The sequence below is a fragment of the Pseudomonas sp. P4_C1 genome (assembly GCF_056402155.1).
The window spans coordinates 60,350-82,646 of sequence record NZ_JBFUHY010000013.1 but is presented as its reverse complement, the minus strand read 5'-3'; the positions used below and the strand labels follow the sequence as shown (position 1 = coordinate 82,646).

Below are 22,297 nucleotides of genomic sequence, written 5' to 3'. Positions count from 1 at the left end.
TCAAGCATGCCAGCCCCGTTTCCTATTGACCCGGTCCGTACCGGGATCGTCATTGCCTATCGCAATGACAAGCTGATCGCTGATCAGGTGATGCCGCGTAAGTCCGTTGGCGGTGAGCAATTCAAGTGGTTCGAATATGACAAGGCCGAGCGCCTGACCCATATCGATACTGAAATCAGCCGTAAGGGCGCCGCTCAGGAAGTCGAATTCGCGGCCGAGGAAAAAGACGCCTCGACTGCCGATTTCGGTTTGGACGACGTGGTCCCACAAAGCGACATCGACAAGGCTGCTAACAGCAACTATGACCCGCTCGACCATGCCTCAGAAGCGCTGACCGATCTGATTCTGTTGGACCGCGAAGTGCGCGTCGCCCGGGCCACTTTTAACCCGGACAACCATGCCTATGGCAAACCGTTGGCGGCCGCAGAAAAGTTCAGCAACCGCGACGCCGACCTGTTGCCGTTCTTGCTGGCCCAGCTCGACGGCCCGCTGATGCGCCCGAACACGTTGACCATCGGCCGCGCCGAGTGGACCCAGTTGCGGGTCAACCGCAGCATGGTCGCGGCGGCCCACGGCAACAGCGGCGACAAAGGCGTGGTGAGCATCGCCCAACTGATGGAGCTGCTGGAAATCGAAAACGTGTTCATCGGCGAAAGCCGCGTGAACATCGCCAAGAAGGGCAAGCCGGCCGAGGTCAAACGGGTGTGGGCCGGGCATTGCGCGTTCACCTACCAGGCGGCCAACGTCGAGATTCCAGCCGGGACCCTGACCTGGGGGGCTACTGCCCAATATGACGATCGCTTCGCCGGGACCTGGTACGACGAAAGCGTCGGCCTGAAGGGCGGGTACCGCCTGCGCGTCGGTGAGCAGGTCAAGGAACTGGTGATTGCCAAAGAGTGCGGCTTGCTTCTGCAAAACGTGATCTAAGCGTCGCCACACTGTACCGAGAGCCCCGCCCAGTGCGGGGCTTTTCGCAGCCGAAAGCCCACCCAGGCGGGTCGGCTTTCGCATGCGAAAAGGGGGAGTCGTGAGCCGATTTAACATTGTTGAACGAACGATGCTGATTTGTAAGGACGCCACGGCGCAGGTGCTGACGGACGCGGGCGAGCGTTTCGATGTCGAGGGCATTTTCGACAATGCCGAGGTCGATTTTGAGCATCGGAAAGAAGGCACCAGCGACTCTGGCGGCTTGAAGTTCAAGCGCCGGCAACCGGTGTTCACCACCGGCGATCAACGTTTGGCTGGGATCAGCAAAGCGTGGCGGCTGACCATCAAGGGCAAGGTTTACTTTTGCCCCGCGCCCTATGCCGACGGTGCGGGCTGGCTGACTCTCTGGCTGGCCGACAGCCTGGATGAACCCGCCGCAGGGGAGGGCGGAAGCCATGGCAGCCAGTGGCGTTAATTTTCAACTGAACTTCGCGCAAGAAATCACCCGCGTCACCGCGCAGATTCAGGCCACCCCGGAGCAGGTAACGAAAGCCGGCGAGCGCGCCCGGCGTAAAACCATGCGCTGGCTGTCGACACGTATGGCGCGTGAAATCAGCCAGGCCCTACGGGTGTCGCAGAAAAGCTTAAAAACGCGCTGGAGCACGACCACGGCCGGCTCTGGCGCCGAACAAGTGACGATTCTCTGGTTTGGCACGTTGCCGTTGCCGGCGGAGAACGCGGGTCGACCCCGACAGGGCAAGAAGGGCACCACGGTCGCTGGTCGGCGCTTCGACGGGGCGTTCTATCGCAGCGTTTACGACGGGGTTTCGCGGGTCTGGATTCGCAAAAGCCGCGCCCAGGCGCTGGGCCTGCAACTGCCGGCCATGAGTCGGCGGAAGGGCGGGGGCAGTGAGCGCTTTCTTGATCTTGGCGGCAGCAATGACAGCAGCAACCGGGGACGTTTCCCGGTGGTGCGCGTCGGCATCGAGCTGGCCGGCATGGCCGATGAAGTGTTCCGCCGTTACGAGCGGCGCGCCCTGGCACGGTTTGCCGAGCTGATCGAACAAGAAATCAACTACGCGGTGAACCATGAGCGGAAAACCTGATGAATCCCTAGTCGATCTGACCGAATTGCATCACCGGATTATCGCGGCCATACGCGAGCGATTCGGTGCGCGGCTGACGACCGTGGGCATGTACAACCCCGTGGACCCGAACAGCCAGTCGATCAAGACGCCGGCAGTGCTGCTGGAGCTGGCCGAGATTCGCCCCAGTGGTCGCGCCACGGGCGGCCGTACACCGATGGAGCTGGTATGGACCGCGCACTGTGTCCTAAGCGCACAGACCGAAAACGTGCAGCTAGAGGTGCGCAACTTCGCGGCCCATCTGCTGCGCCTGATCGATGGCGCCCGGTGGGGGCTGGATTACGTGGAGCGCGCCGGCGATTTAGAAGCGTTTCCCGGGTTGTTCACCCCGGGCGAAAAGGGCTTCGAGAGCTGGCTGGTGAGCTGGAAGCAAACGGCCCATGTGGGCGAAGCCTGGGAACTTCCCGTAGATGGTCCGGCGCTTGAGGTGTTCATAGGGCAAGACCACGTAGGCAACGATCAGCCGGAGGCGTGATGGACGTTTTGCAGCGCCTGGAAGAGCTGGAACGTCGCGTTGCCCAAATGGTGGTGCGCGGCAAGATTACCGAGGTCGACCCTATCAAGGCCGTCGCGCGGGTCCAGTACGGCCCCGGCATGACGACCGGCTGGCTGTCCTGGAAGCCGATCCGTACCGGCAAGGCGATTGTCTGGTGGTGCCCTGAAGCGGGTGAAGGGGTCACGGTGATCAGTGAGGGCGACCTGGCCCTGGGCGAGATCCTGCCCGGCAGCTATCACAAAGACTTTGTCGCGCCATCGAGCGACCCCGACCTGTTCTTGATCCAGTACGGCGATGGCGGGTCGGTGTCCTACGACCGCAAGGCGCACTTGCATCGCCTCGACTTGCCCGCCGGCGGTCGCGCCGAAGTGGTCGCCCCGGGTGGCGTCAAGATTACCGGCGACACCGAAATCGACGGCACGTTACGCGTAACGGGCGACATCAAAGGCGACGCCGAAGTCGGCGATGCCGTGCGCAATATGAGCGCCGATCGGGCGCTGTACAACAGCCATAAACACGGCAACAGCCCGACCCCTGATCCGCAACAGTGAGAACAGCATGAAACAAGGTATGGACAGGGTCACGGGGCGCCTGATTGGCGGCATCCCCTACCTGTGGCAACGCCTGAGCGATGTCATAGCGACGCCGATCGGCAGCCTGGTCGGACGTCGCGACTTCGGCTCCCGGTTGTTTGAACTACTCGACCGTAACGTCGATTCGCAATTCCACATGGACGCCTTTGTCCGGCTCGCTGAAGCGATCAACAACAAGGCCAACGGCCTGGACGACTTCAGGCTGTTGACGATGCGGGTGGAGGTGGTGGCCAGCAACCATATCGAGCTGTTTCTAAACGGCCTGCTGTACGAGCAGGGAAAAGCCAGTGCGGTGGAATTGGAAAGGATCTTGCTCAAATGACAGGCGTAATCCCGGCTTTGCTGCCGCCTTTGACCGTCGTTAAAACGGTCGACTATGAAGTCATTGTCGCTGAAATAGCCGCCTCGGCCGGAGTGGAGAACAACAGCCCGGCCGACCCGGCCTATCGGGTTGTGCTGGCCTGCGCCTATCGGGAAATGCTGATCCGCCAGGAAATGAACGAGCAGGCCAAGGGGCTGACATTGGCCCATGCCTTCGGCAGCCAGCTCGACCACATCGGCGTCACCTATTACCGCAACCCGGACGGCAGCCCGATCCTACGCCGCGCTGGGGAGTTGGACGACGACTACCGGGCACGCTTGCAGGAATCACCCGAAGGGCTGTCGGTGGCGGGCCCCGAGGGCGCCTATCGCTTTCATGCGCGCAATGCCAGCCAGGAGGTTAAAGACGTTTCGGTGGACAGCCCGCAACCCTGTGAGATTGACCTGTTTGTCCTGGGGCGCACGGGTGACGGCCAGGCGAGCCCCGGGCTGTTGCAGACGGTCGACACCTATCTGAAGCCGTTCCGGCCCTTCGGTGACCGTGTGCGGGTGCGTTCGGCGGAGATTGTGCGCTATGCCCTAAATGCGACGGTGTTTGTGTCGTCCGAGTTGGACCCGGCAATGGCGCTTGAAGTCGCTGAGAAGCGCGCCAAGGCGTATGTAGCGCAAATGCACAAGCTGGGTGGCCAGGTCGTGCGCTCGGCGGTAGACGCGGCGCTGACGGTCGAGGGCGTGACTGAGGTTGTGTTGAATGGCTGGCAGGACATTCGTTGCGTTAAGTCGCAGGCGCCGTATTGCTATGACGTGGTGCTACGGCCGGGAGGATGACCGATGAACATCCTACCGCCACACCTGGCCGAGCTTGAACGCAAGATTGACGCCGGCACGGCGCGCATCGACGCCATTCCGGTGCGTACGGAAACCCTGTGGAATCCCTGGACCTGCCCGGTCGAGGTGTTGCCCTGGCTGGCCTGGAACTTGTCCATCGATCATTGGCGGGCGAGCTGGTCCGAGCAAAAGCAACGGGCGGCGGTGGCCAGTTCCCTGGACCTGCACCGGATCAAAGGGACGTTGCGCGCGGTCGAGCAGGCGCTGTCTGAGTTCGACCTGGCGCCGAAGGTCACGGAATGGTTTGACGCGGTGCCGCCGTTGCCGCGTGGCACCTTCCGGCTTGACCTGGCCACCGACAGCGTTCCGATAACGCCTGAGCTGGACGCGCGGATCATGGCCGCCCTGGAGCAGAACAAGCGCGCGTCGATTCACTTGGCCACCGTCCATATCACGCTGGACGGGCGAAGCCAGTCCCGGGCCGTCGCAGCCTCTGTCGCGGGGGAAGTGACCACGATCTACCCGTTACAGGTAACGCAGTTAGAGCAAACGCATACCAAACGTGCGGCGGCGGGTGTGGCGACGATGACGGAAAACACCACGCTCTATCCGTTACAGGTCACGGCTTTCGAACAGCAATGCACAGTGCATGCAGCCGTCGGCACCTTGACCGCCGGTGATGCCACCACGCTTTACCCGCTTCAACCGACGTTGCTCGAGCAGCGCGCTAACCCTGCCGTGGATTCTGCAGGTGGCGATTCTGGCGAGCAAACCACGATCTACCCCCTGCAAATGACCGAGCTGGAACAGCAAGCCGCGACGATTCAATCAGTCGGTGCGAACGGGGTGGAACTGACAACTATCTACCCGCTGGAGATGTGATGGCAGCGCAAGAGTTCTACACAATTCTGACCAAGGCCGGCTTTCAATATGAAGCCGAATGCAAGGCCAACGGCAAGCCGATCAAGCTGGTAAAAATGAGCGTCGGTGACGGTAACGGTGCGTCCTATAACCCCGTGGACACGCAAGTTGCGCTGAAGCGGAAGGTGTGGGAGGGCAACCTAAACAATCTGTATCAGGACAAGGTCAATACCGCCTGGCTGGTGGTCGAGGCCGTCATTCCTGAAACGGTTGGCGGTTGGTGGGTGCGCGAGGTTGGCGTTTGGACCGACACCGGCGTGTTGTATGCCATCGGTAAATACCCAGAGTCATACAAGCCGTTGATCAACAACGGCGCCGGCCGCGAAGTCAGCATCCGCACGATTTTCACCACGTCCAATGCCGACAATGTGACCTTGATGCTCGACGGGTCGGTCATTCAGGCGACCCGCGCCTGGGTGAAAGACTTCGTCGATGTTGAATTGACCAACATCAAAAAGGACATGTCGGCCGAACACGCGGAGGGCAAAACCCACACCTACCCGCTGGCCAATTTCATCGAAACCGATTGGGTGTCGGAGTCCAGCCAGTCGGAATACCTAGCGGAGATTTTCCGCACCTTTGGTCAGTCGGGAGTTTTGGGCAGTCGCCAATATGGCTCTGCCGGTACCGAGTCGTTCAACCGCACGTTCGACGGCGCTTATTCGGCTATCAATCTGCACAACCACCCGAACCTGCTGGCGACCCCCGGGCTGGGTGAAATCGCGGCCTTCATCAACGGCCACATGGTCAGGACGCGCCATAACGACTACCGCTTGCGCAGCGCTGCGCCAGGTAAATACCTAGCGATGGTGGACATTGCTCCACCAGCGGCCCCCGCCTCGGTGAATGCGGCGGCTGACGTTCCGGCGAAGGTCGCAGAAATGCGCGAATACTTCCGGGCCTTTGCTGCGCGTGACACGTCGATTCGCGACTACCGGCCACATTTTCGCTGGAACCTTTCGGTGCTGGAAATCTGGCCGGAGCTGTTGACCGATGAGGTGAACGACACCTTTGAAAGCTTCCGCCATCTGGAGGAAATCAACGGCTACCGCGACCTGTTGTCGCGCACTTTGTTGATGGGCGCCACCGGCTACAGCGGTCGCAATGAAAACGGGTCGTTTATCCCCGGCTCAGTGCGGCAAGTGTCCAAGACCGGGCGGCCGCAGTACGTGGCTTGGCGTTATCGCATTTCGGTCGCGGACGTGGGCAGCGTCGGGGATTACCCCGTGGAAAAACTCGTTACCCCGCTCGATTTGCCATTGCAGCGTTGGCACGCGAACCTGACAGGGCCGCAGGTGGCGTCAACCCGTCGGCAGCGGTTTCGTATCAACCGTGAGCTGTCGACCGATCCGACCTGGGGCGCGTACAACGAAAGCCCGACCATCGACCTGCTGGACGAAATGATGGCCAAGGTTCCGGGGCTGGACGGCGCCGGGGCGAACTTGGTTGAGCAGTACACGGACAGCGGCGTGGTCACCAAACTGACCAAGTGGGACAGCCCCGAGCTGCTGAACGCGGCTTACTACAACCGCCGGTATGGACACGAACGCAATGCCAGCGGCCGCACCAAGGGCTTGCGTAGTTACAACGACCCGACGCTGTTCGTGGCGTCCAATACGCGCCCTGAAGTGGCCTCGTTTGCGGCGGATGGCCAAACCTACCGCAACAGCTACGCGATTCCGTTGGAGCTGATTTTGCGCACGCCGTTGGAGGGTTGGAACCCCTACGGCATCGCCACGGTTGCCGCCACGGTCGGCGACGGTGGCACTGCACAAACCGCCTGGACCGGGCGCAGTGATAGTTCTCGGCACTACCTCACACCGGCTGAGATGTTCTCTGACACGGTGTTAGACCCCGATCCGGCTGATACCGGGGCGAGTCCACGCTGGGTGTTGGATAGCACCGGAACGCCTCGATTGGTGCGTGCCTCGGGTATCTACGCAGTGCTGCCCAAGGTCGAGGGCGCCGGCGGCTTGGTCCTGCGTTACCCGGTCTATCCGATGTACCACGAAGGGGGGTGGGCCGCAGCGGCCGTCGATGCCTTGGCGGGCGACTGCACGACCGGCATGGTGAATTTGATGCGTGGGCACATCGCGCAAAAAGACTCAATCGCGGAAATGAGTGAGTCGATCCGTGTGCTTAAAAACGAAGTTTCGCAACTTAAACAGAAATAAACCGGGGATTTATTATGGGTATGTCGGCACTGCTGGCTGAGGCTACTCGCCTTGTAACAATGTTTCAGGACAAAGAGAAAAGCATTAAAGACGCCGTGGCCGCTGCTGTCAGTGCGGTCCCGGCGATGAGCAAGACGTACTACGTGAACGCAATTACCGGAGATGATGCCGCCGGTACGGGCGACAAACTCAAACCGTTTAAAACGGTGGCGAAGGCCGTGAACACCATTCCTTACGGCGGTGGTGGTTACATCCGGTTGTTTGGTCATGAACATGTGATCGACAGTTTGATTTTCGTTGCGTCCAAGAACATCACTATTACTGTCGCCGAAGGTGAGGCGGTTATGCCGACCTTGCGCAATATCTGCGTGCCGGCGAACACCTCTGACGGCGCTGGGGCTACGGAAAACTCGACCACCGGTTTTATGATGGACAGTTCCACCGTTGTTTTAGGGGGTATCCGCGTTCGCACGGCCAATTATTCAAAGCCCGAGTCAACGTTGAACAACGTCTACACGGGTTTGTTCCGTCGCTATGACCGCCCGATGGGCATGGTTCATGTGACCACGTGTGAGATTGAGCTGGGTGACACCGCCCTAACTCGCCACACCATCAACGGGCAAACCGGTATTGTTTCGCTGTACTTGAACAAGATCAGTCGCGTAGGTCCGGTAGTTAAGAACACGCCATTAGTCGAGACGGCCGGTTGTCCGATTATTTTTGCCGCGCAATCGAATACCTTGCCGGCGGGCGCGAAGTGGTCGGGGGACTATATTACCGGCATTGTTTTTGACTCCAATGGCGCGACCCGAAGTGTCGTTACTAACGTCAATCTTGTTTAATTCGGTGATTAATAATGCGGCTTAATTTCACACATGAAGACCAGTTCTATTCGGCGTTTACTGTCGAGGATGCGCTGGCGGTAGGGATTCCGGTGTTGGTCCTGGCGGGGGCTGCCGCTGAAGAGATCCAAAAAGGGATTGACGCAGCCGTGGCTCAGGCCCGCGCGCGTAATGCCACGCGGATCGATGGCCAGGATTCCATGTATTTGCTTAAGGCGAACGAAGCCGAACGCTATATCGCGGCCGGCTCGCCAGCGGATGCAAGCGACTATGTGTTGCTGAAGACCGAAGCCGAGGCGTTGCAGATTACCCCGCAGGCGCAGGCAACCCGGGTGATTGAAGCCCGTGATTCCTGGCTGGCCGTGGCGGCTCGCATCGAGGCAGTCCGCATCGGTGGCAAAGGGACCTTGGCTGAGCTGGCCACCGTCGAAGCGGTGGTCGCTGCCGGCGAACTAGTGATCGCCGAGCTGGACGCTATCTAAGCCAGCGCCTCCCCGCTGAGACAACCCAAGCCGCGAAAGCGRTTTTTTTACGCCTGAAAGTCCCCAGTCCGGGGGCTTTCGCTTTCTGCTGGAGATTGAAATGGCAGCTGATTACCTGCACGGGGTCGAGCAGTTTTTTCTCGAAAACCTCGACCGCCCTATCGAAGTCCTGGCGGCATCGACCATCGGCCTGGTGGCCACCGCTGACGATGCCGACCCGCTGGTATTCCCGCTCAATACCCCGGTGCTGTGCAACAGCGACAAGCTGATCGCCAAGGCCGGCATGACGGGCACCCTGCGTGATGCGCTCAATGACATCTACCGCCAGTCCGGCGCGGTGGTCGTGGTGGTGCGCGTCGATGCGACGGAAACCCCTGAAACCCAAATTGCTGGGGTGGTCGGCACTATCGACAACGAAACCGGCAAATACACCGGCCTCAAAGCATTGCTGGCCGCAGAATCCTTGGTCGGCGTACGCCCGCGGCTGATCATCGCCCCGGAGTTCAGTCACTTGACGGGCGTGGGGGCGGCAATGGAAGTGGTCGCGAAGAAGCTCAATGCGATTCCGATCATCGACGGCAGCGAGAAGGGCTATTCCGCCGTTATCGGGGAAGCGGCGTTGTACCAAGAAACACTGTTCGTGAACTGCGGTGTCAAGCTGCTGGACGAGGTTACTGGCCAGGTTGTGACCCGCAAGGCGTCGCCGACCATCGCCGGGCACATCGTGCGCGTCGACAATGAAGAGGGCTATTGGAACAGTGCGTCGAGCCGGAAAATCTTTGGCATCCTCGGCACGTCCGAAGTGATCGATCATGCCATCGGCAGCACCACCAGCAAGGCCAACTTGTACAACAGCAAGAACGTGGCGGTGATCGTCAATCAGCAAGGCGGCTGGTATCTGTACGGCAACCGCTTGGCCAATTCCGTGATGATGCCGCACCAGCGGATTCGCTACATCGTGGGCGATTCGATCCTGTACGCGCACCAGGAATTGCTCGACCGCAACGTCACCCAAGGTTACGTGGATGGCGTGAAAAACCGGGTCAACAAACTGATCCGCCGACTGAAGTCGCGCGACGTGATCAGCGGGGGCGAATGCTGGGTCGACAAGGAACTGAACCAAGCCGCCATCGGCACCGGCCAGGTGTATTGGGATTACGACCTGGGCTTCTACGACGTGGCCGAACGCATGACGTTCCGTCAGCACATCAGCACCGGCTACAACGAAGCCATTTTTGAATAAGGGGGTGAACTATGGGCGCCAAGCTGCCTAGTGTTTTGGTCGACGTGAATTCGTTCTTCAAGGACGAATCATTTGCCGGCCGTTGTAATACCGCCACCTTGCCCAAGGTTGTGACCAAGACGATGGACCAGACTCTGGCTGGCGTCGCGGGCGACATCGAGCGCGACCTGGGACGTCTGGAAAAGCTGGAGTGCGATGTCACTATCTCTGACTACTCCGAGCGCATTACCGGCCTTCTGGGTGCGCGTGACAGCCGTGAAGAGGTATTCACGCTGCGCGGTGCGGTCGATGTGGGCGGGATCATCAAAACGGTGATTGTGCGGATGCAAGGCTTCTGGAAGTCCGCCGAGTTCAACGAATGGGCGCCGGAAAAAGAGGCCACCATGAAATTCGCCATCGCGGTCGAACTGTTCCACTTTGAGGTGGACGGCAAAGAGCTGATTTACATCGACAAGCTCAACAACGAATTCCGCGTCAACGGCGTGGACCGCAACAAAGAAATTCGCGCAGCGCTGGCCCAGTAAGGGTCGGCGTTTTTTTGCCCCATTTTCGAGGAATCCCCATGAGCAAGCCTGTAACCCTGACCCGCCCAATCACGCGCGGCGAAACCGAAATCACTGAAGTCACCTTTCGCGAGCCAGGCGCTGGCGAATTGCGCGGCCTGGATATGTTCGATGTGATCCGCATGGGCGTGAACGCGCACCGTGTATTGGTGCCGCGTATCGCCAATATCACCGCCAACGAGTTCGACCTGCTGGCCCCCAAAGACCTGTTGAATGTGCAGACGGAGGTGGTCGCTTTTTTCACGGATTGACCGCCGTACCGCACGAAGTAATGGAGGCGGAAGCCGACATTTTCCTGGTTTTCACCGGCTGGGATGCGCTGACGACGGAGCGTATGCGGCTTGAAGAGCTGATGCGTTGGCACAAGATCGCGCTTGCTCGGTATGAGCAGGGCCGGGCCGGGCAGTCCTGAAAGGGGCCGCCCGGCCTTTTTTTGGGTTCATCACGGATTGCCGGGAAGGTCGTTCTTGATCTTCAAGCAACCATCGGCGAGCGACCCTTGCACCGACATAGAGACTGACATGTTTTCCAAGGCATGTGTGCCGCCAAAAAAGTAGTTGCGAGCGTTTTCAAATTGTGTTTTAAGGGATGACCGCGAGCCGAAGGGTTCGTGGTGTGCTCCTGGAAGGTGCGCTGTTCGAGTGAGGCTGTCTCCAGGTCTTTTCGAAAAAAATAAAAGGATTTTAGACATGACATCTTTTCAAGATATAAAACCTGAGCAAGTCGATGCGCTCAAAAAGCAATCGCAAGCTGCCTTTGACGCACAAATCAAGCGCCAGCAAGAGGTTGCTAGTGCGAAGCCGGCGCTAAAAGAGGTCCTCGATCAGAAGGTGCACCCGCAATCGTTGTGTGGATGCGGATGCCAGCAGAACATTTGCGGCTACTTCTCGTTCGAAGGTTGCGGTTGCGGTTGCTATCCTCAGACCGAAACCATCCAGATTAGTGCGTCACCCGCCGATATCGGACCAAATGCTCCTCAGCAAGGAACCCGAGTGCGGTTCGTCGGCCAGGCGACAGGTACGGGTACCAATATCAATATTTCCAGTCTCTATCTACAGGGCACCGTCCCTGATGCTGAGAACCTCATCGGCGTCCCGTTGACGCTGCAATTGTCGATTAGTCCAGGTTCGCTCACTCTGTATCTTTTTGAAGGGCCGCGCCTGCTGGCCGCACTGGTCCATCCAGCGCAGTATGCCGGGAACATTAGTGGGCAGTTCTCCGGCACTGGAACCGGCTTTTTCCAGCCAGCGTGATGTAGTCGACCAGAAGTAAACAGCCCGACGCCGGGCAAGAAAGCCCTAGCCTCAAATGCTAGGGCTTTTTTTTTGGTTCTTTCCCGGTAATCCGTGAAGAACCTTTTTTTTTGGGGTGGGCTATGTCGAATTCTATGCGGCTAAACCTGATCATGGGGCTGGTGGATAAAATCACCGGGCCCATTCTGAAGGTGACCGATACCACGTCGCGGATGGGCGAAAAAATCAAGGCGACCCAGTCCGAGCTGTCGCGTCTGGGCAATACCTCTAAGGATATCGAGCACTTCAAAGCGCTCGAGGCGCGCACCGGCCAGACGGCGCAGGCCCTGGCCCTGGCTCAATCCAAAGCGCAGGCCTTGGGGCAGCAGCTGAATGCCACGGCCAACCCGACCCGCAAGATGACGGATGAATTTACCCGGGCGGCTGAACAGGTCAAACGCTTGCAGGCACAACAGCAGTCCGAGCGCCTGGAGCTTCAGCGCACCGGCCAGCAGCTTGCAGCGACGGGGGTGAACACGGGGAGACTTGCCGAGGCAACGCGGCGTATCGAGGTGCAGACGCGGCGCTACAACGAGCAATTGGCCAAGGAACAGATAGCCTTGGCCTTGGTCGCCGAAAAGCAAAAGCGACTGGGTGAAATCAAGCAGCGCAACAGCGACATGAAAATGTCGGCGACGGGTGACGCCATCGGGGTCGGGGTGGCGATCGCCGGCGCGAAACAGCTGGTCGATGCCTATGGCGAAGTAGTCACCGCGCGCAATGACGGTTTAGCCCTGGGGCTGGATGAGGCGGGCATTGATTCGATTACCGCCAAGGCCAAAGAGTTTTCGAACATGTGGTCGGGCACCACGCAAAAGGAGTTCATCGACGGCGCGGTCGAAATCAAGTCGGCGATTGACACCCTGGGCGCCGAGGCTATCGGCGACTTCACCAAAATTGCCGCGTTGGTGGCCAAGTCGACCAAGTCAACCACCGCCGAAATGACCTCGCTGATGTCGACCGGCTACGGCGTGTATCGCCGCCAGTTCGACGAGTTCGGTAAAGCGGTGGTAGCGGGCTGGGACAAGATGAGCGCGGAAGAACGCGACATCGAGTTCGGCAAGTACTTCGCGGCGGGGCTGGTCGAAACGGTCAACGTGTTCAAGTCGGACGGGCAGCAGATGTCGGCGGCGCTGACCAACTTGGGCGCGACCGCCACGTCGGCGAACATTCCATTTGCCGAGCAGTTGGCGATTCTCGGCCAGCTTCAGCTCACGATGTCCGGTTCTGAAGCGGCAACGAAGTACCGTTCGTTTATCGGTGCGGCCGCCGGGGCCAGTGAAAAGCTGGGCGTCTCGTTCATGGATGCCAACGACAAGCTGTTGTCGATGCCGGCGATTCTGGAAGTGCTGCGCAAAAAGTACGGCGCTACCCTGGACGCGATGGAAACCCAGGAGATGAAAAAGGCGTTTGGCACCGACGAAGCTATCGCCCTGATTCAGCTGCTGTACCCCGAAATTGACTCGCTGAAAAAGAACATCAGCGGCATGGGCGAAGCGCTGAAAACAGGTATGTCGACTACTGAACGCATGGCCCAAATCATGAACAGCGGCCCGAACGAATCGTTCAAATTGATGAGCCAGCGCATTCAAAACGCCAGTGTCACCCTGGGCGCGGTTTTCGCCCCGGCGATGATGTTTGCCGCCGGCGCCGTGGGCCAGCTGGCCAGCCTGATCGGCAGCCTGGCCGAGCGCTTTCCGTTTCTTTCTCAGGTGATTGGCTTCGCCCTGGTGGGGCTGGTGGGCCTGAAGGTGACGTCGATTGCCGCTCGCTTTGGCTTCGCGTTCCTCTCTGATGGGCTGATGCTGGCCCGGCGTTCGCTGATGTTCTTTACGGCGGCCAACCTGCGCACGCAAGCGGCGTTACTTGTAACGCGGGTACGATCGATCGGGGCTGCGGCGGGGGTATTGCTGCTGGGCACCACCAGTCGTGCCTACGCCGTAGGCGCGGCGGTGATGACGGCAGCGCAATGGGCGTTAAACGTGGCCATGTCGGCCAACCCCATCGGCCTGGTGATTGCTGGCATATTGGCATTGGTGGGTGTGGTGGCCCTGGTGGTGCGCTATTGGGAGCCGCTGAAAGGCTTCTTTGGTGGGCTATGGGAGCGCATCAAGGTCGTGTTCTCGGCGGCCTGTGAAGTCATCAAGGCGCTGTTGGCCTATTCGCCGCTGGCCTTGCTGATGCAGGCATGGGCGCCGCTGACCGCCTTTTTCAGCGGCCTATGGACCAGCGTCAAAATGGTGTTCTCGGCGGCTTGGGAGTTCATCAAAGCGCTGATGAATTTCGCCTTTGTCTGGTCGATTTTCCTAGTATGGGAGCCGCTGGTGGCGTTCTTTAGTGGGCTGTGGGAGCGCGTCAGGGTGCTGTTCTCGACAGCCTGTGAATTCATCAAGGCGCTGATGGCCGATTCCCCTCTGGCGCTGGTAACCGAGGCGTGGGAACCACTGTTTTCGTTCTTCGGTACGCTTTGGGATCGCATCAAGAGCGTGTTTGCGGAGTCGACCCAATGGCTGACGGACAAGGTTCTGGCACCGGTCACGTCCATCATGGACAAGGTCGGGGGCTTTCTGGGCGACGGCGCAGTCGCTATCACGCAGAAAATCACCGGTGCGACCGACGCGGTGAACGCCGCACTGCCGCCGTCTGCCCCAGGCGCGGGGGCGGTAGCCGCACCGGGGGCGCCCTTGGCGGCGCCAGTGGGTGGTGTGGCATCGCCGGCCGGTCGGCCGCCTTCAACGCAGCAGGTCAATCAATACGGCGGCATCGTCGTGCAAGCGGCCCCGGGCATGTCGGAAGAGCAAGTCGCGAAGAAAGTGCGCGCCGAGCTGGATGCCCGCGACCGCCAGGCCAATCGGTCGCAGCGCGGCCGCCTGGGTGATGGCCAAGGCTAATAAGCGAAATAGCGAAGCCGCCCCCGGGCGGTTATCGCGGGGGAGGGGTATGTCTGAAGTAATGATGGCGCTGGGCGACTTTCGCTTCAGCGTGGCCACGACCGAATATCAAGGGCTGTCGACCTCGATGGCCTGGCGCTGGGCGAAAAAGGATCGTTACGGGGCCAAGCCTGGCAAGCAGTTTCACGGCCCCGACAGCACCAGCAAAACTTTCGACATCACCGTTTACCCGCAGTCGCGCGCGGACGTGTTGCTGTTCGACCGCCTGCGCATGATGGGGGACGCGGGCGAGCCGTTGCGCCTGGTATCGGGCGGGACGGCCAAGGTGGAGGGTCAGTTAAAGCAGTCGGGGGCTGACCTGGGCCTGTGGGTGATCGATGGCCTGACCGTGGCGGATGAGTTTTTCCTCAAGGACGGGACGCCCCTGGTACGCAAGGGGTCGCTGTCAATTTCCGAGTACGGGGAGGATGAAGCATGAGGACTTACCGCACCCGTCCGGGGGACATGCTCGACGCCATTTGCCATGTGTATTACGGCGCTCGCCCGGGGACCGCCGAAGCGGTTTTAGAGGCCAACCCGAGGCTTTGCCGGCAGGGCGCGGTGCTGCCTGAAGGACTGTTGATCGAATTGCCAGACCTTGCCCCGGCGCAAGCGCCTGGGCAAGTGTCGTTGTGGGATTGAGGACGACCATGAAAAAAGCTGACTACCGAATCACGGCCAACGATGCCGATATTACCGCCATGCTGCGCAAGCGCTTTATCAAGCTGACCTTGCAGGATTCCGCCGGTGAGGACAGCGACACCGTGGCGATTGAGCTGGATAACCGCGACAACCTGATTCGTCTGCCGTCGACGGGCGCGGAGCTGAAGGTGTGGATTGGCGAGCCGGGCGCCCTGGTGTTCAAAGGCGCCTATCAGGTCGACGAACTGGAAGAGCCGTTAGACGATCAGGCCCTGGTGATTCACGGCAAAGCGGCCAAGATGCTGGGCGGGATCAAGGCCCCGCGTGACGCCACGTTCGACGGGATTACCCTCGGCGCCCTGGTCGGCAAAATGGCCGCCGAGCATGGTTACATTGCGGCTGTAGCGCCGGATCTGGCGAAGCATGTTTTCAGCCATATCGACCAGCGCGCCGAATCCGATATGAACCTACTGACGCGCCTGGCACGTGAACTGGGCGCCGTGGCGAAGCCGGTCGGCGGTCGTCTGGTGGTGGTGCCCAAGGGTGTGGCTCAGACCGTCACCGGTGCCGCGCTGCCGACCGTCGTGATTAGTGACCCGGAGAACAGCAGCGGCCGGGTCACGATTCAAGAGCGCAACGACTATCAGTCGGTGGTCGCGTATTGGTTCAACGAAGCCGAGCAGCGCAAGGTGCCGGCAGTCGCGGGCATAGTCGCCGGGGCGGTGTCGGTGTACGGCGATGCCCCGGACAATGCCGGTGAGGCCACCGAGGACGCCGACAGTCAGTCGGGTCCGCGCTACATCATCCGAAAGACCCATACGGATCAGAAGAGCGCCCAAGAAGCGGCAACGGCGCAACTGAAAAAGCTTCAGCGCGGCAAGTCCACCATGTCCATCACCCGACCGCTGACGCCTGAGATTGTCGCCGAGGGCCGGCTCGATGTGCGCAACCATCGCACCAGTGCGAACAGGCTTTGGCAGGTGGAGTCGGTTTCGCATGTCATTGGATCAGGCGGGGTGTCGTCGTCGGCGGCGGAATGCGTGACGCCGGCGTGAGGGAGAGGCTCGCGGGGAAGGGTTGTCCGGTCAGATTGCTGTCGGCTGGACGATCCGCAACACGTGAGTGACGGCAAGGCCAAATCGTGGTGGGGAAGGGCTATGCCGGTGCCCGTTCCGCGAGCTTGCCCAGGCGCAGGTTGCCGCTGACCAAGTGATTGCTGGCAAAGTGGCAGATCCCACCGGCGGTGCTACGCACTATTACGCGACCACTATGCCGAAAACACCGATTTGGACGGCGAAGGCCAAGCAGACACCAAGGCTTGGGCATCATGTTTTTTTTAAGATGTGCCATGACCATTTAGCTCTAAATCGAAGCTAAGGCTTTGCGAGGTACTTTGGCTGCGGAAGGTAAAACTTACCGTTGAGGTAGTGGTAGCAGGTATCGACCAAGTGGATTGACCGACCTCTGCCTGGCCATTCAAAGTGGAGGACGACATCACTGGTTTGATATTTAGTGTGCACCGAGCTAAAGGTGGGGACACCTAGGTGGTAATGCCAAAGGTGGTTCGCGTGTGTGTAGTTGTAGTCAGCCGAGCCCCTGATGAGGCCTCTCCATGATGGAGAAACCTTTCCAGGGTACCTTTGGAAGTCAGTTAGCCCATGCGCCAGAAAAGTCGCAACAAAACTTAGAACAGCAGTCTGTTGGTCGACGGGGTAATTTTTGAATTCCAGGGCAAACAGATCATTATAAGAGACAGAGTAAGCCAAGCGATCATCCTTGGTGGGTTGTCAGATTCCCTTCCGCCCGCTCTGCGGCAGCCAGAATGTGCTCTCTTATCTGTTCAATGGTCAGACCATCGGGAATGGTTCTGCGCGGCATGTTTTGTGCCGTTTTCATGCGCTCGACATCAATCGCGACGGCGACGTTATCATTCGTTTCTGCTGAAAAGTGCATTGTTGCCATGACGTTTACCCCGGAGGGTGAGGACTTACGAGCTAGAGCCTAGCTGAAATGCTTTTAATCGCTAGGATCAATTCGGCCTAAATTGAATAAAAAAAATGCATGAGCGGCGCATCGTGATTTTTTGTCTTGTCAATGTCAATCGATAAAAAAAATCAGTGACGAAGCGTATGGATGGTAGACACCTTTTCACCCAGAGAGTGCCAACATTATTCTCCTGTATGCCTCTCCGATGCTGTCATTGCTGGCATAACAAGCCAAAACCTTCCCCACTACTGCTGCATTACCGCCAACGCAATCGAGGATCGATCGCGTTGCGGTCACGCCAGGCGTACGTCAGAAACCCTTACTTTGTTAACAGTTTCTGGCCAAGCTTGTAAGCACCCCATCCCAATCCACCCACTACGGCCGCACCTCCGATGGCGCACGCCACGATTGGTAGTATGGCGGTGCTGGCTGCGGTGCCAGCTATCACAGCAACCCCGCCAGCCATTCCTGTTCCACCAGCTGCAACAGCTCCGCCGCCCGCGGCTGCAATCGCTGCTGTAGTAGTTGCGGCCGATGCTCCGGCCGCGATTGCGGCAGTTGCCGCAGCCTCTGCGGCTGCAACGCCTATAACGCCAACCCCATAAGCCGCTCCGAGACCGGCCCCAGCAGCTGCTCCTACGCCCACGGCGGCGACTTCACCAACTTGCTCTGTTTTCATATGACCTAGCAGCCTTTGGGACTCAAAATAGATAGCGATCATAGTGAAGGCTAATTGCTATCTTTCAAAGGGAGGCCTCACTATTTTTTTTGTAGCGGGGGGGGGGCTTTGGAGCTTAGGGGAGGGGGAAGCGGTTGGCAGGACGCCGGGAGGGTTGTGCGCAAAACCTCCGCTGCAGGCCACGGTTTACCGTTTGCATAAGCACAAAAAAACGGATGTTTTGCCATCCTTGAAAATACCTATTATCCTTATAAAACAAGTGCTTGGATAGCTACAGTCCCCAGCATGGGGTGCTAGGGGTCGAGTGTTCGAATCACTCCGTCCCGACCATATAATTAAAAAGGGCCGCGAGATAAATCTCGCGGCCCTTTTTATTTGCCTGCATTTTTATCCCTCACAAGACAGCCGGCTTTGAATGGGCTTTCGGACGTGGAATTACTAAGGTGCGCTGGGTTTTTTTAGCTATTGCGTCCGTTGTTGGCTTGGCGGCTCAGGTGTTCGCTCGGCGAAAATACGGCGCGCGCCTTCGCAAAATCGTCCCGCTCAGCGGTTCGTCTGCATCCCGCTAGGCCAAAGCGTCGCGCTTAGCGAAGATGCTTGCCATTTGCGCCGCGTTCTCGGTTCCCCAGGTGCACAGCGGGACGATCGCCTCAGCCAGGCTGCGACCGAGCGGGGTTAGCGCGTAGTCCACGCGCGGCGGCACCTCCTTGTAGTCGGTCCGCGCCAACACGTGATCGGCTTCCAGGTCTTTCAACTGCTGAATCAGCACCTTGTCGCTGACGCCCGGGATCAAGCGCTTGAGTTCGCCGTAGCGCTTCGGGCCGTCGCGCAGAAAAAACAGGACCAGCGGTTTCCACTTGCCCGAGATGATGCGTAGCGTGGCGTTGAGCCCACAGCCGGTGTCGCAGATTTCAGAAGATTTCGTCATTTTTTCGATACTTACCAAAAGGTGCATACTTGTCCTTAGGTTATCAGCGCTGCATCCTCGTCTCAAGCAAGCAATTTCCTGCTTGCGTACCACTCCAACGAAGGATGCACGACATGACCAGACTGAATGGAAAGACCGCCGTGATCACCGGCGGCGCTACCGGCATCGGCCGCGCCGCAGCAAAGCGCTTCATCGAGGAGGGCGCCTTCGTCTTCATCTTCGGCCGCCGACAGGCAGCGCTCGATGCCGCGGTGGCCGAGCTCGGACCCAACGCCCGTGCGGTGAAGGGCTCGGTCTCGGATGAGGCCGACCTCGACCGACTCTACGCGGCGGTGAAGGCCGAGCGTGGAACCCTCGACATCGTCTTCGCCAATGCCGGGGCGGGAAGCCAGCTTGCGCTCGGCAAGATCACCGCCGAGCACATTGACGAAACCTTCGACACCAACGTGAAGGGGGCGATCTTCACGGTCCAGAAGGCGCTGCCGCTGATGGGCGAGGGCGGCTCGATCATCCTGACCGGATCGAGCGCCGGCACCACGGGCGCCCCGGGAATGAGCGCCTACAGCGCGAGCAAGGCGGCAGTGCGCAACCTCGCGCGGACCTGGGCCGAGGACCTGAAGGGCACCGGCATTCGGGTAAACGTGCTGTCGCCCGGGGCGACGGCGACCGAACTCGCGAAGGAAGCGCTGGGCGAGGAGGGCCAGACAGTCTACGCCGCGATGACTCCGCTTCAGCGCATGGCCGATCCGGCGGAAATCGGAGCAGCGGCCGCGTTTCTCGCGTCGCCGGACAGTAGCTTCATGACCGCCAGCGAGGTCGCCGTTGACGGCGGTCTGGCGCAACTCTGACGCCCTACGCCCAGGCGCTCCATTCGATTGTTCGGCGCGTCGTAGAACCCGGTAAACCCAAGGAGAACTTATGAGCTACGCAATTATCGGCTTCGGCAAGCTCGGTCAGGCCTTGGCCAAGGCGTTTGCCCGCAACGGCATCGAAGTATCCGTTGCAACCACGCGCGACCCGGAAAGCTTTACCTCCGCTGCGGCCGCGATCGGCCCCGGGATCATTCCTAAAACACTGGCGCAAGCCCTCAAGGCGGACATCGTCTTTTTGGCTGTCCGTTTCGAGTCGCACCCGGATGTCGCGAAGGCGCTGCCGACCTGGAAGGGAAAGACCATCATCGATATGACCAATGCCTACGGCGTGTCCCCTGAGGAACTGGGAGGAGAGCCTTCTTCCAGGGTCGTCGCGCAGGCCTTCACGGATGGACGACTGGTCAAGGGCTTCAACCATTTGGGCGCCGCCGTCCTTGGCCAGGATCCGGCCGTACAGGGTGGCAGGAGAGTCGTGTTTCTGGCGAGCGACGATGACAGCGCCGCAGCGGAAGTGGGTGCACTTGCGGAAAATCTCGGTTTCGCGCCGATCAAGCTGGGCGGGCTTTCGGAAGGTGGACTGCTTGTGCAGGCGCGCGGAAATAGCTGGGGTCAGCTGATCTTTAAGGACTTGGTCAAGTTCGATTGATGGATCGTGATCGTCAATTTTGATGCGATCTCCCTCGTGGAAAAGGGCAGCCACAGTCTGATTGAAGTGAGGGCGGTGCCGGCTTCAGGTCCTCGCTGACAGGCCCACAACTTATACGATTGGATAAGTGCCAATTGCGCCCTGACAAGGCGCGTTGGCCGCCTTGTTCATCCCCCGCTCTCAGGAAAGATGCACCCGCCATTTCGGACCAGCGCCTTCACTTCCTCGCTCACCTGCATCGGGTTTTGAGTTAATCGAGCAACAAACTCCTCGCGGCGCCGCACGTACGACTTCGAATCATGCTTCGCGCTCCAGAGCACAATGTTGATCACAATTGGAATGAGGTCCAGGCCCTTCTCGGTCAACGTGTAAAAGTCCTTGCGTCTGTCGTCGGGGTTGGGTGCCTTCGAGAGAACGCCTTGCTCCTCCAGAAAGGCAAGTCGGGAAGCAAGGACATTGGTCGCGATTCCCTCTTCCGATTTCAGGAAATCCCCATACGTCTTCTTTCCAACAAAAACGATGTCGCGAATGATCAAGAGCGACCACCGGTCGCCGAAAATCTCCACGCCGTAGTTCACCGCGCAATGGGACCGAAGGTCTTCTTTAAGAGTTTTTTTCATGGCTGGATCTTAGCATCACTTGCATGTCGCAAGTAAAATTCAGTGGGTTGCTTGCTTTTTGCAAGTGAAAAGACCGGCATTGATCCTACGTTGAGTGAGTTCACCGGATCGCACCAGCACGTCTCGTATCACATTGCTTAGAAGGGCCAATAACATGCTCGTTTTCGTTACTGGCGGCACCGGCCACGTCGGTTCGTACGTCATCCCCGACCTCATCGCAGCCGGCCACGAGGTCGTCGCTCTGGCAAGGTCAGACGCGTCCGCGGCAGCGGTGTATGCACTCGGCGCCGAGGTGCGTCGTGGAGATCTTGCCGACCTCGAAGGGCTCAAGGCTGCGGCGGTCGAGTCCGACGGCGTCATCCACCTCGGATACAGGGCCGAACTGCTTCCGTCCGGCGGGATCGCCGCCTTAGTCGAATCGGAACTCGCGACTATCCTCGCGTTCGGCGAGGCGCTGGCGGGCACGGATAAGCCACTGGTCGTTGCAGGCAGTATCGGCACGCCCATGAACGTGGGCAGAGCGGCGCCTATCGGCGCACCGGTCAGTCTGGGCCGCCCGGCGACCGAGGATGATCCCGCTCTACCTGGCGGCCCGATCGATTCAGGCACTCTGTTGGCACGCAATATCGTGGAAACCGCCGTCGTGGGCCTCGCCGAGCGACGTGTTAGATCGTCGGTCGTGCGGATTCCCACTCTCTTACACAGTGCGACCGGTCGCCTGCAGCTGATCATGCTCGCGAAAACAAAGGGTTTCGCCGGCTATCCGGGAGACGGCAAGAACCGGTGGCCCGCCGTGCACGTCCGCGATCTTGCCTCGCTGTTCCGCCTGGCGCTCGAGAAGGGGGCCGCAGGCAAAACCTGGCACGGGATCGGCGACGAGGGAATCCCGTTCCGCGAGATCGCCGAGGCTATAGCCGCTCGCCTGGGAATACCCGCCGTGAGCATCCCCGCGGACGAACTGATGCTGCCGGGCTACTTTGGGTTCCTGGCGGCAGTGGCCACGCTAGACCTCCCCGCGTCGAACGCCATCACCCGCCAGGCTCTTGGCTGGGACCCCGTTCAGCCCGGTCTGATCGAGGACCTGGACAACGGCCATTACTTTCCGCCGACTGACTTGAGCTGACGACGGGGCACTGGATCGCAAATGCGTCCGGCACAGTCCCCTTA

27 protein-coding genes and 1 pseudogene are annotated in these 22,297 nt (G+C 59.7%); 24 read left to right on the top strand and 4 right to left on the bottom strand.

Annotation, left to right across the window (positions count from 1 at the left end):
* Positions 1-6 precede the first annotated feature (6 nt).
* The 15 genes from AC1DU9_RS11560 to AC1DU9_RS11490 all read left to right on the top strand — a co-directional run bounded on the left by AC1DU9_RS11560 (position 7) and on the right by AC1DU9_RS11490 (position 10,947).
* Positions 7-927: a phage capsid protein gene (locus AC1DU9_RS11560; RefSeq protein ID WP_429581231.1), complete on the top strand. Its 921-nt coding sequence runs from the start codon at positions 7-9 to the stop codon at positions 925-927.
* 100 nt (positions 928-1,027) lie between these two features.
* Positions 1,028-1,402, top strand: coding sequence for a head-tail joining protein (locus AC1DU9_RS11555; RefSeq protein ID WP_477810177.1), 375 nt, complete (start codon positions 1,028-1,030; stop codon positions 1,400-1,402).
* On the top strand, positions 1,383-2,033 hold the full coding sequence (locus AC1DU9_RS11550; protein ID WP_477748643.1) for a hypothetical protein: 651 nt from the start codon (positions 1,383-1,385) through the stop codon (positions 2,031-2,033). The genes AC1DU9_RS11555 and AC1DU9_RS11550 overlap by 20 nt, the downstream gene beginning before the upstream one ends.
* Entirely contained in the window at positions 2,017-2,547 is a 531-nt protein-coding gene (locus AC1DU9_RS11545) for a hypothetical protein (protein ID WP_477748644.1), read from the top strand. The genes AC1DU9_RS11550 and AC1DU9_RS11545 overlap by 17 nt, the downstream gene beginning before the upstream one ends.
* Positions 2,547-3,119: a phage baseplate assembly protein V gene (locus tag AC1DU9_RS11540; RefSeq protein WP_477748645.1), complete on the top strand. Its 573-nt coding sequence runs from the start codon at positions 2,547-2,549 to the stop codon at positions 3,117-3,119. Before AC1DU9_RS11545 ends, AC1DU9_RS11540 begins: the two co-directional genes overlap by 1 nt.
* 7 nt (positions 3,120-3,126) lie before the next feature.
* Positions 3,127-3,483 carry a hypothetical protein gene (locus AC1DU9_RS11535; protein ID WP_141228920.1) on the top strand — a complete coding sequence of 119 codons (357 nt, stop codon included), beginning with the start codon at positions 3,127-3,129 and terminating at the stop codon, positions 3,481-3,483.
* Positions 3,480-4,310: a baseplate assembly protein gene (locus tag AC1DU9_RS11530; RefSeq protein WP_477748646.1), complete on the top strand. Its 831-nt coding sequence runs from the start codon at positions 3,480-3,482 to the stop codon at positions 4,308-4,310. Before AC1DU9_RS11535 ends, AC1DU9_RS11530 begins: the two co-directional genes overlap by 4 nt.
* A 3-nt stretch (positions 4,311-4,313) precedes the next feature.
* Positions 4,314-5,192 carry a phage tail protein I gene (locus AC1DU9_RS11525; protein WP_477748647.1) on the top strand — a complete coding sequence of 293 codons (879 nt, stop codon included), beginning with the start codon at positions 4,314-4,316 and terminating at the stop codon, positions 5,190-5,192.
* Positions 5,192-7,405: a phage tail protein gene (locus AC1DU9_RS11520; RefSeq protein WP_477748648.1), complete on the top strand. Its 2,214-nt coding sequence runs from the start codon at positions 5,192-5,194 to the stop codon at positions 7,403-7,405. The genes AC1DU9_RS11525 and AC1DU9_RS11520 overlap by 1 nt, the downstream gene beginning before the upstream one ends.
* Before the next feature lie 20 nt (positions 7,406-7,425).
* A complete protein-coding gene (locus AC1DU9_RS11515; protein ID WP_477748649.1) occupies positions 7,426-8,247 on the top strand; it encodes a hypothetical protein in 822 nt (273 codons plus the stop codon).
* A 14-nt stretch (positions 8,248-8,261) separates the two neighbouring features.
* Positions 8,262-8,729, top strand: a complete 468-nt coding sequence (locus AC1DU9_RS11510; RefSeq protein ID WP_477748650.1) for a hypothetical protein — start codon at positions 8,262-8,264, stop codon at positions 8,727-8,729.
* Between the two features lie 100 nt (positions 8,730-8,829).
* Positions 8,830-9,972: a phage tail sheath C-terminal domain-containing protein gene (locus AC1DU9_RS11505; RefSeq protein WP_477748651.1), complete on the top strand. Its 1,143-nt coding sequence runs from the start codon at positions 8,830-8,832 to the stop codon at positions 9,970-9,972.
* Positions 9,973-9,983: 11 nt separating this feature from the next.
* On the top strand, positions 9,984-10,496 hold the full coding sequence (locus AC1DU9_RS11500) for a phage major tail tube protein (protein WP_030132168.1): 513 nt from the start codon (positions 9,984-9,986) through the stop codon (positions 10,494-10,496).
* 38 nt (positions 10,497-10,534) lie between these two features.
* Complete coding sequence (locus tag AC1DU9_RS11495) at positions 10,535-10,786, top strand: phage tail assembly protein (protein WP_477748652.1); 252 nt, start codon at positions 10,535-10,537, stop codon at positions 10,784-10,786.
* Between the two features lie 20 nt (positions 10,787-10,806).
* Positions 10,807-10,947: a GpE family phage tail protein gene (locus tag AC1DU9_RS11490; RefSeq protein WP_081729416.1), complete on the top strand. Its 141-nt coding sequence runs from the start codon at positions 10,807-10,809 to the stop codon at positions 10,945-10,947.
* Between the two features lie 30 nt (positions 10,948-10,977).
* On the opposite strand, the gene AC1DU9_RS11485 is transcribed toward AC1DU9_RS11490, so the two are convergent.
* Positions 10,978-11,226, bottom strand: coding sequence for a hypothetical protein (locus AC1DU9_RS11485; protein ID WP_477810176.1), 249 nt, complete (start codon positions 11,224-11,226; stop codon positions 10,978-10,980).
* Between AC1DU9_RS11485 and AC1DU9_RS11480 the strand changes: the two genes are divergently transcribed.
* The 6 genes and pseudogenes from AC1DU9_RS11480 to AC1DU9_RS11455 form a co-directional block, all read left to right on the top strand.
* The gene (locus AC1DU9_RS11480) at positions 11,225-11,788 is read left to right on the top strand and encodes a hypothetical protein (protein ID WP_477748653.1); all 564 of its coding nucleotides are present in this window, start codon (positions 11,225-11,227) and stop codon (positions 11,786-11,788) included. The genes AC1DU9_RS11485 and AC1DU9_RS11480 overlap by 2 nt on opposite strands.
* A gap of 122 nt (positions 11,789-11,910) precedes the next feature.
* Entirely contained in the window at positions 11,911-14,718 is a 2,808-nt protein-coding gene (locus AC1DU9_RS11475; protein WP_477748654.1) for a phage tail tape measure protein, read from the top strand.
* A gap of 49 nt (positions 14,719-14,767) precedes the next feature.
* Positions 14,768-15,196: a phage tail protein gene (locus AC1DU9_RS11470; RefSeq protein ID WP_095052219.1), complete on the top strand. Its 429-nt coding sequence runs from the start codon at positions 14,768-14,770 to the stop codon at positions 15,194-15,196.
* Positions 15,193-15,399 (top strand): tail protein X, encoded by a 207-nt coding sequence (locus AC1DU9_RS11465; protein WP_477748655.1) that lies wholly within the window; start codon positions 15,193-15,195, stop codon positions 15,397-15,399. Before AC1DU9_RS11470 ends, AC1DU9_RS11465 begins: the two co-directional genes overlap by 4 nt.
* 8 nt (positions 15,400-15,407) lie before the next feature.
* On the top strand, positions 15,408-16,454 hold the full coding sequence (locus tag AC1DU9_RS11460) for a contractile injection system protein, VgrG/Pvc8 family (RefSeq protein WP_477810175.1): 1,047 nt from the start codon (positions 15,408-15,410) through the stop codon (positions 16,452-16,454).
* Between the two features lies 1 nt (position 16,455).
* A pseudogene (locus AC1DU9_RS11455) lies at positions 16,456-16,776 on the top strand (cell wall hydrolase); the annotation flags it as partial.
* A gap of 393 nt (positions 16,777-17,169) precedes the next feature.
* Here AC1DU9_RS11455 and AC1DU9_RS11450 read toward each other — a convergent pair.
* Both AC1DU9_RS11450 and AC1DU9_RS11445 read right to left on the bottom strand, forming a co-directional pair.
* Positions 17,170-17,361: a hypothetical protein gene (locus AC1DU9_RS11450; RefSeq protein ID WP_477748657.1), complete on the bottom strand. Its 192-nt coding sequence runs from the start codon at positions 17,359-17,361 to the stop codon at positions 17,170-17,172.
* A 1,268-nt stretch (positions 17,362-18,629) separates the two neighbouring features.
* The gene (locus AC1DU9_RS11445) at positions 18,630-18,992 is read right to left on the bottom strand and encodes a winged helix-turn-helix transcriptional regulator (protein WP_223457219.1); all 363 of its coding nucleotides are present in this window, start codon (positions 18,990-18,992) and stop codon (positions 18,630-18,632) included.
* Between the two features lie 113 nt (positions 18,993-19,105).
* Between AC1DU9_RS11445 and AC1DU9_RS11440 the strand changes: the two genes are divergently transcribed.
* Positions 19,106-19,840 (top strand): SDR family NAD(P)-dependent oxidoreductase, encoded by a 735-nt coding sequence (locus AC1DU9_RS11440; RefSeq protein WP_477810174.1) that lies wholly within the window; start codon positions 19,106-19,108, stop codon positions 19,838-19,840.
* Between the two features lie 70 nt (positions 19,841-19,910).
* The gene (locus tag AC1DU9_RS11435; protein ID WP_223457223.1) at positions 19,911-20,510 is read left to right on the top strand and encodes an NADPH-dependent F420 reductase; all 600 of its coding nucleotides are present in this window, start codon (positions 19,911-19,913) and stop codon (positions 20,508-20,510) included.
* 167 nt (positions 20,511-20,677) lie between these two features.
* Here the strand turns inward: AC1DU9_RS11435 and AC1DU9_RS11430 are convergent, their stop codons facing one another.
* On the bottom strand, positions 20,678-21,130 hold the full coding sequence (locus AC1DU9_RS11430; protein WP_223457225.1) for a winged helix-turn-helix transcriptional regulator: 453 nt from the start codon (positions 21,128-21,130) through the stop codon (positions 20,678-20,680).
* Positions 21,131-21,284: 154 nt separating this feature from the next.
* Here AC1DU9_RS11430 and AC1DU9_RS11425 point away from each other — a divergent pair, with 154 nt between their 5' ends.
* Positions 21,285-22,253 carry an SDR family oxidoreductase gene (locus tag AC1DU9_RS11425; protein WP_223457227.1) on the top strand — a complete coding sequence of 323 codons (969 nt, stop codon included), beginning with the start codon at positions 21,285-21,287 and terminating at the stop codon, positions 22,251-22,253.
* Positions 22,254-22,297: the final 44 nt, after the last annotated feature.

What these genes read in the sequence shown, in the direction of transcription:
- AC1DU9_RS11560 (WP_429581231.1), top strand. Translation starts at nt 7, where the DNA reads ATGCCAGCCCCGTTTCCTATTGACCCGGTCCGTACCGGGATCGTCATT.
- AC1DU9_RS11550 (WP_477748643.1), top strand. Translation starts at nt 1,383, where the DNA reads ATGGCAGCCAGTGGCGTTAATTTTCAACTGAACTTCGCGCAAGAAATC.
- AC1DU9_RS11545 (WP_477748644.1), top strand. Translation starts at nt 2,017, where the DNA reads ATGAGCGGAAAACCTGATGAATCCCTAGTCGATCTGACCGAATTGCAT.
- AC1DU9_RS11540 (WP_477748645.1), top strand. Translation starts at nt 2,547, where the DNA reads ATGGACGTTTTGCAGCGCCTGGAAGAGCTGGAACGTCGCGTTGCCCAA.
- AC1DU9_RS11535 (WP_141228920.1), top strand. Translation starts at nt 3,127, where the DNA reads ATGAAACAAGGTATGGACAGGGTCACGGGGCGCCTGATTGGCGGCATC.
- AC1DU9_RS11530 (WP_477748646.1), top strand. Translation starts at nt 3,480, where the DNA reads ATGACAGGCGTAATCCCGGCTTTGCTGCCGCCTTTGACCGTCGTTAAA.
- AC1DU9_RS11525 (WP_477748647.1), top strand. Translation starts at nt 4,314, where the DNA reads ATGAACATCCTACCGCCACACCTGGCCGAGCTTGAACGCAAGATTGAC.
- AC1DU9_RS11520 (WP_477748648.1), top strand. Translation starts at nt 5,192, where the DNA reads ATGGCAGCGCAAGAGTTCTACACAATTCTGACCAAGGCCGGCTTTCAA.
- AC1DU9_RS11515 (WP_477748649.1), top strand. Translation starts at nt 7,426, where the DNA reads ATGTCGGCACTGCTGGCTGAGGCTACTCGCCTTGTAACAATGTTTCAG.
- AC1DU9_RS11510 (WP_477748650.1), top strand. Translation starts at nt 8,262, where the DNA reads ATGCGGCTTAATTTCACACATGAAGACCAGTTCTATTCGGCGTTTACT.
- AC1DU9_RS11505 (WP_477748651.1), top strand. Translation starts at nt 8,830, where the DNA reads ATGGCAGCTGATTACCTGCACGGGGTCGAGCAGTTTTTTCTCGAAAAC.
- AC1DU9_RS11500 (WP_030132168.1), top strand. Translation starts at nt 9,984, where the DNA reads ATGGGCGCCAAGCTGCCTAGTGTTTTGGTCGACGTGAATTCGTTCTTC.
- AC1DU9_RS11495 (WP_477748652.1), top strand. Translation starts at nt 10,535, where the DNA reads ATGAGCAAGCCTGTAACCCTGACCCGCCCAATCACGCGCGGCGAAACC.
- AC1DU9_RS11490 (WP_081729416.1), top strand. Translation starts at nt 10,807, where the DNA reads ATGGAGGCGGAAGCCGACATTTTCCTGGTTTTCACCGGCTGGGATGCG.
- AC1DU9_RS11480 (WP_477748653.1), top strand. Translation starts at nt 11,225, where the DNA reads ATGACATCTTTTCAAGATATAAAACCTGAGCAAGTCGATGCGCTCAAA.
- AC1DU9_RS11485 (WP_477810176.1), bottom strand. Translation starts at nt 11,226, where the DNA reads ATGTCTAAAATCCTTTTATTTTTTTCGAAAAGACCTGGAGACAGCCTC.
- AC1DU9_RS11475 (WP_477748654.1), top strand. Translation starts at nt 11,911, where the DNA reads ATGTCGAATTCTATGCGGCTAAACCTGATCATGGGGCTGGTGGATAAA.
- AC1DU9_RS11470 (WP_095052219.1), top strand. Translation starts at nt 14,768, where the DNA reads ATGTCTGAAGTAATGATGGCGCTGGGCGACTTTCGCTTCAGCGTGGCC.
- AC1DU9_RS11465 (WP_477748655.1), top strand. Translation starts at nt 15,193, where the DNA reads ATGAGGACTTACCGCACCCGTCCGGGGGACATGCTCGACGCCATTTGC.
- AC1DU9_RS11460 (WP_477810175.1), top strand. Translation starts at nt 15,408, where the DNA reads ATGAAAAAAGCTGACTACCGAATCACGGCCAACGATGCCGATATTACC.
- AC1DU9_RS11450 (WP_477748657.1), bottom strand. Translation starts at nt 17,361, where the DNA reads ATGGCAACAATGCACTTTTCAGCAGAAACGAATGATAACGTCGCCGTC.
- AC1DU9_RS11445 (WP_223457219.1), bottom strand. Translation starts at nt 18,992, where the DNA reads ATGACGAAATCTTCTGAAATCTGCGACACCGGCTGTGGGCTCAACGCC.
- AC1DU9_RS11440 (WP_477810174.1), top strand. Translation starts at nt 19,106, where the DNA reads ATGACCAGACTGAATGGAAAGACCGCCGTGATCACCGGCGGCGCTACC.
- AC1DU9_RS11435 (WP_223457223.1), top strand. Translation starts at nt 19,911, where the DNA reads ATGAGCTACGCAATTATCGGCTTCGGCAAGCTCGGTCAGGCCTTGGCC.
- AC1DU9_RS11430 (WP_223457225.1), bottom strand. Translation starts at nt 21,130, where the DNA reads ATGAAAAAAACTCTTAAAGAAGACCTTCGGTCCCATTGCGCGGTGAAC.
- AC1DU9_RS11425 (WP_223457227.1), top strand. Translation starts at nt 21,285, where the DNA reads ATGCTCGTTTTCGTTACTGGCGGCACCGGCCACGTCGGTTCGTACGTC.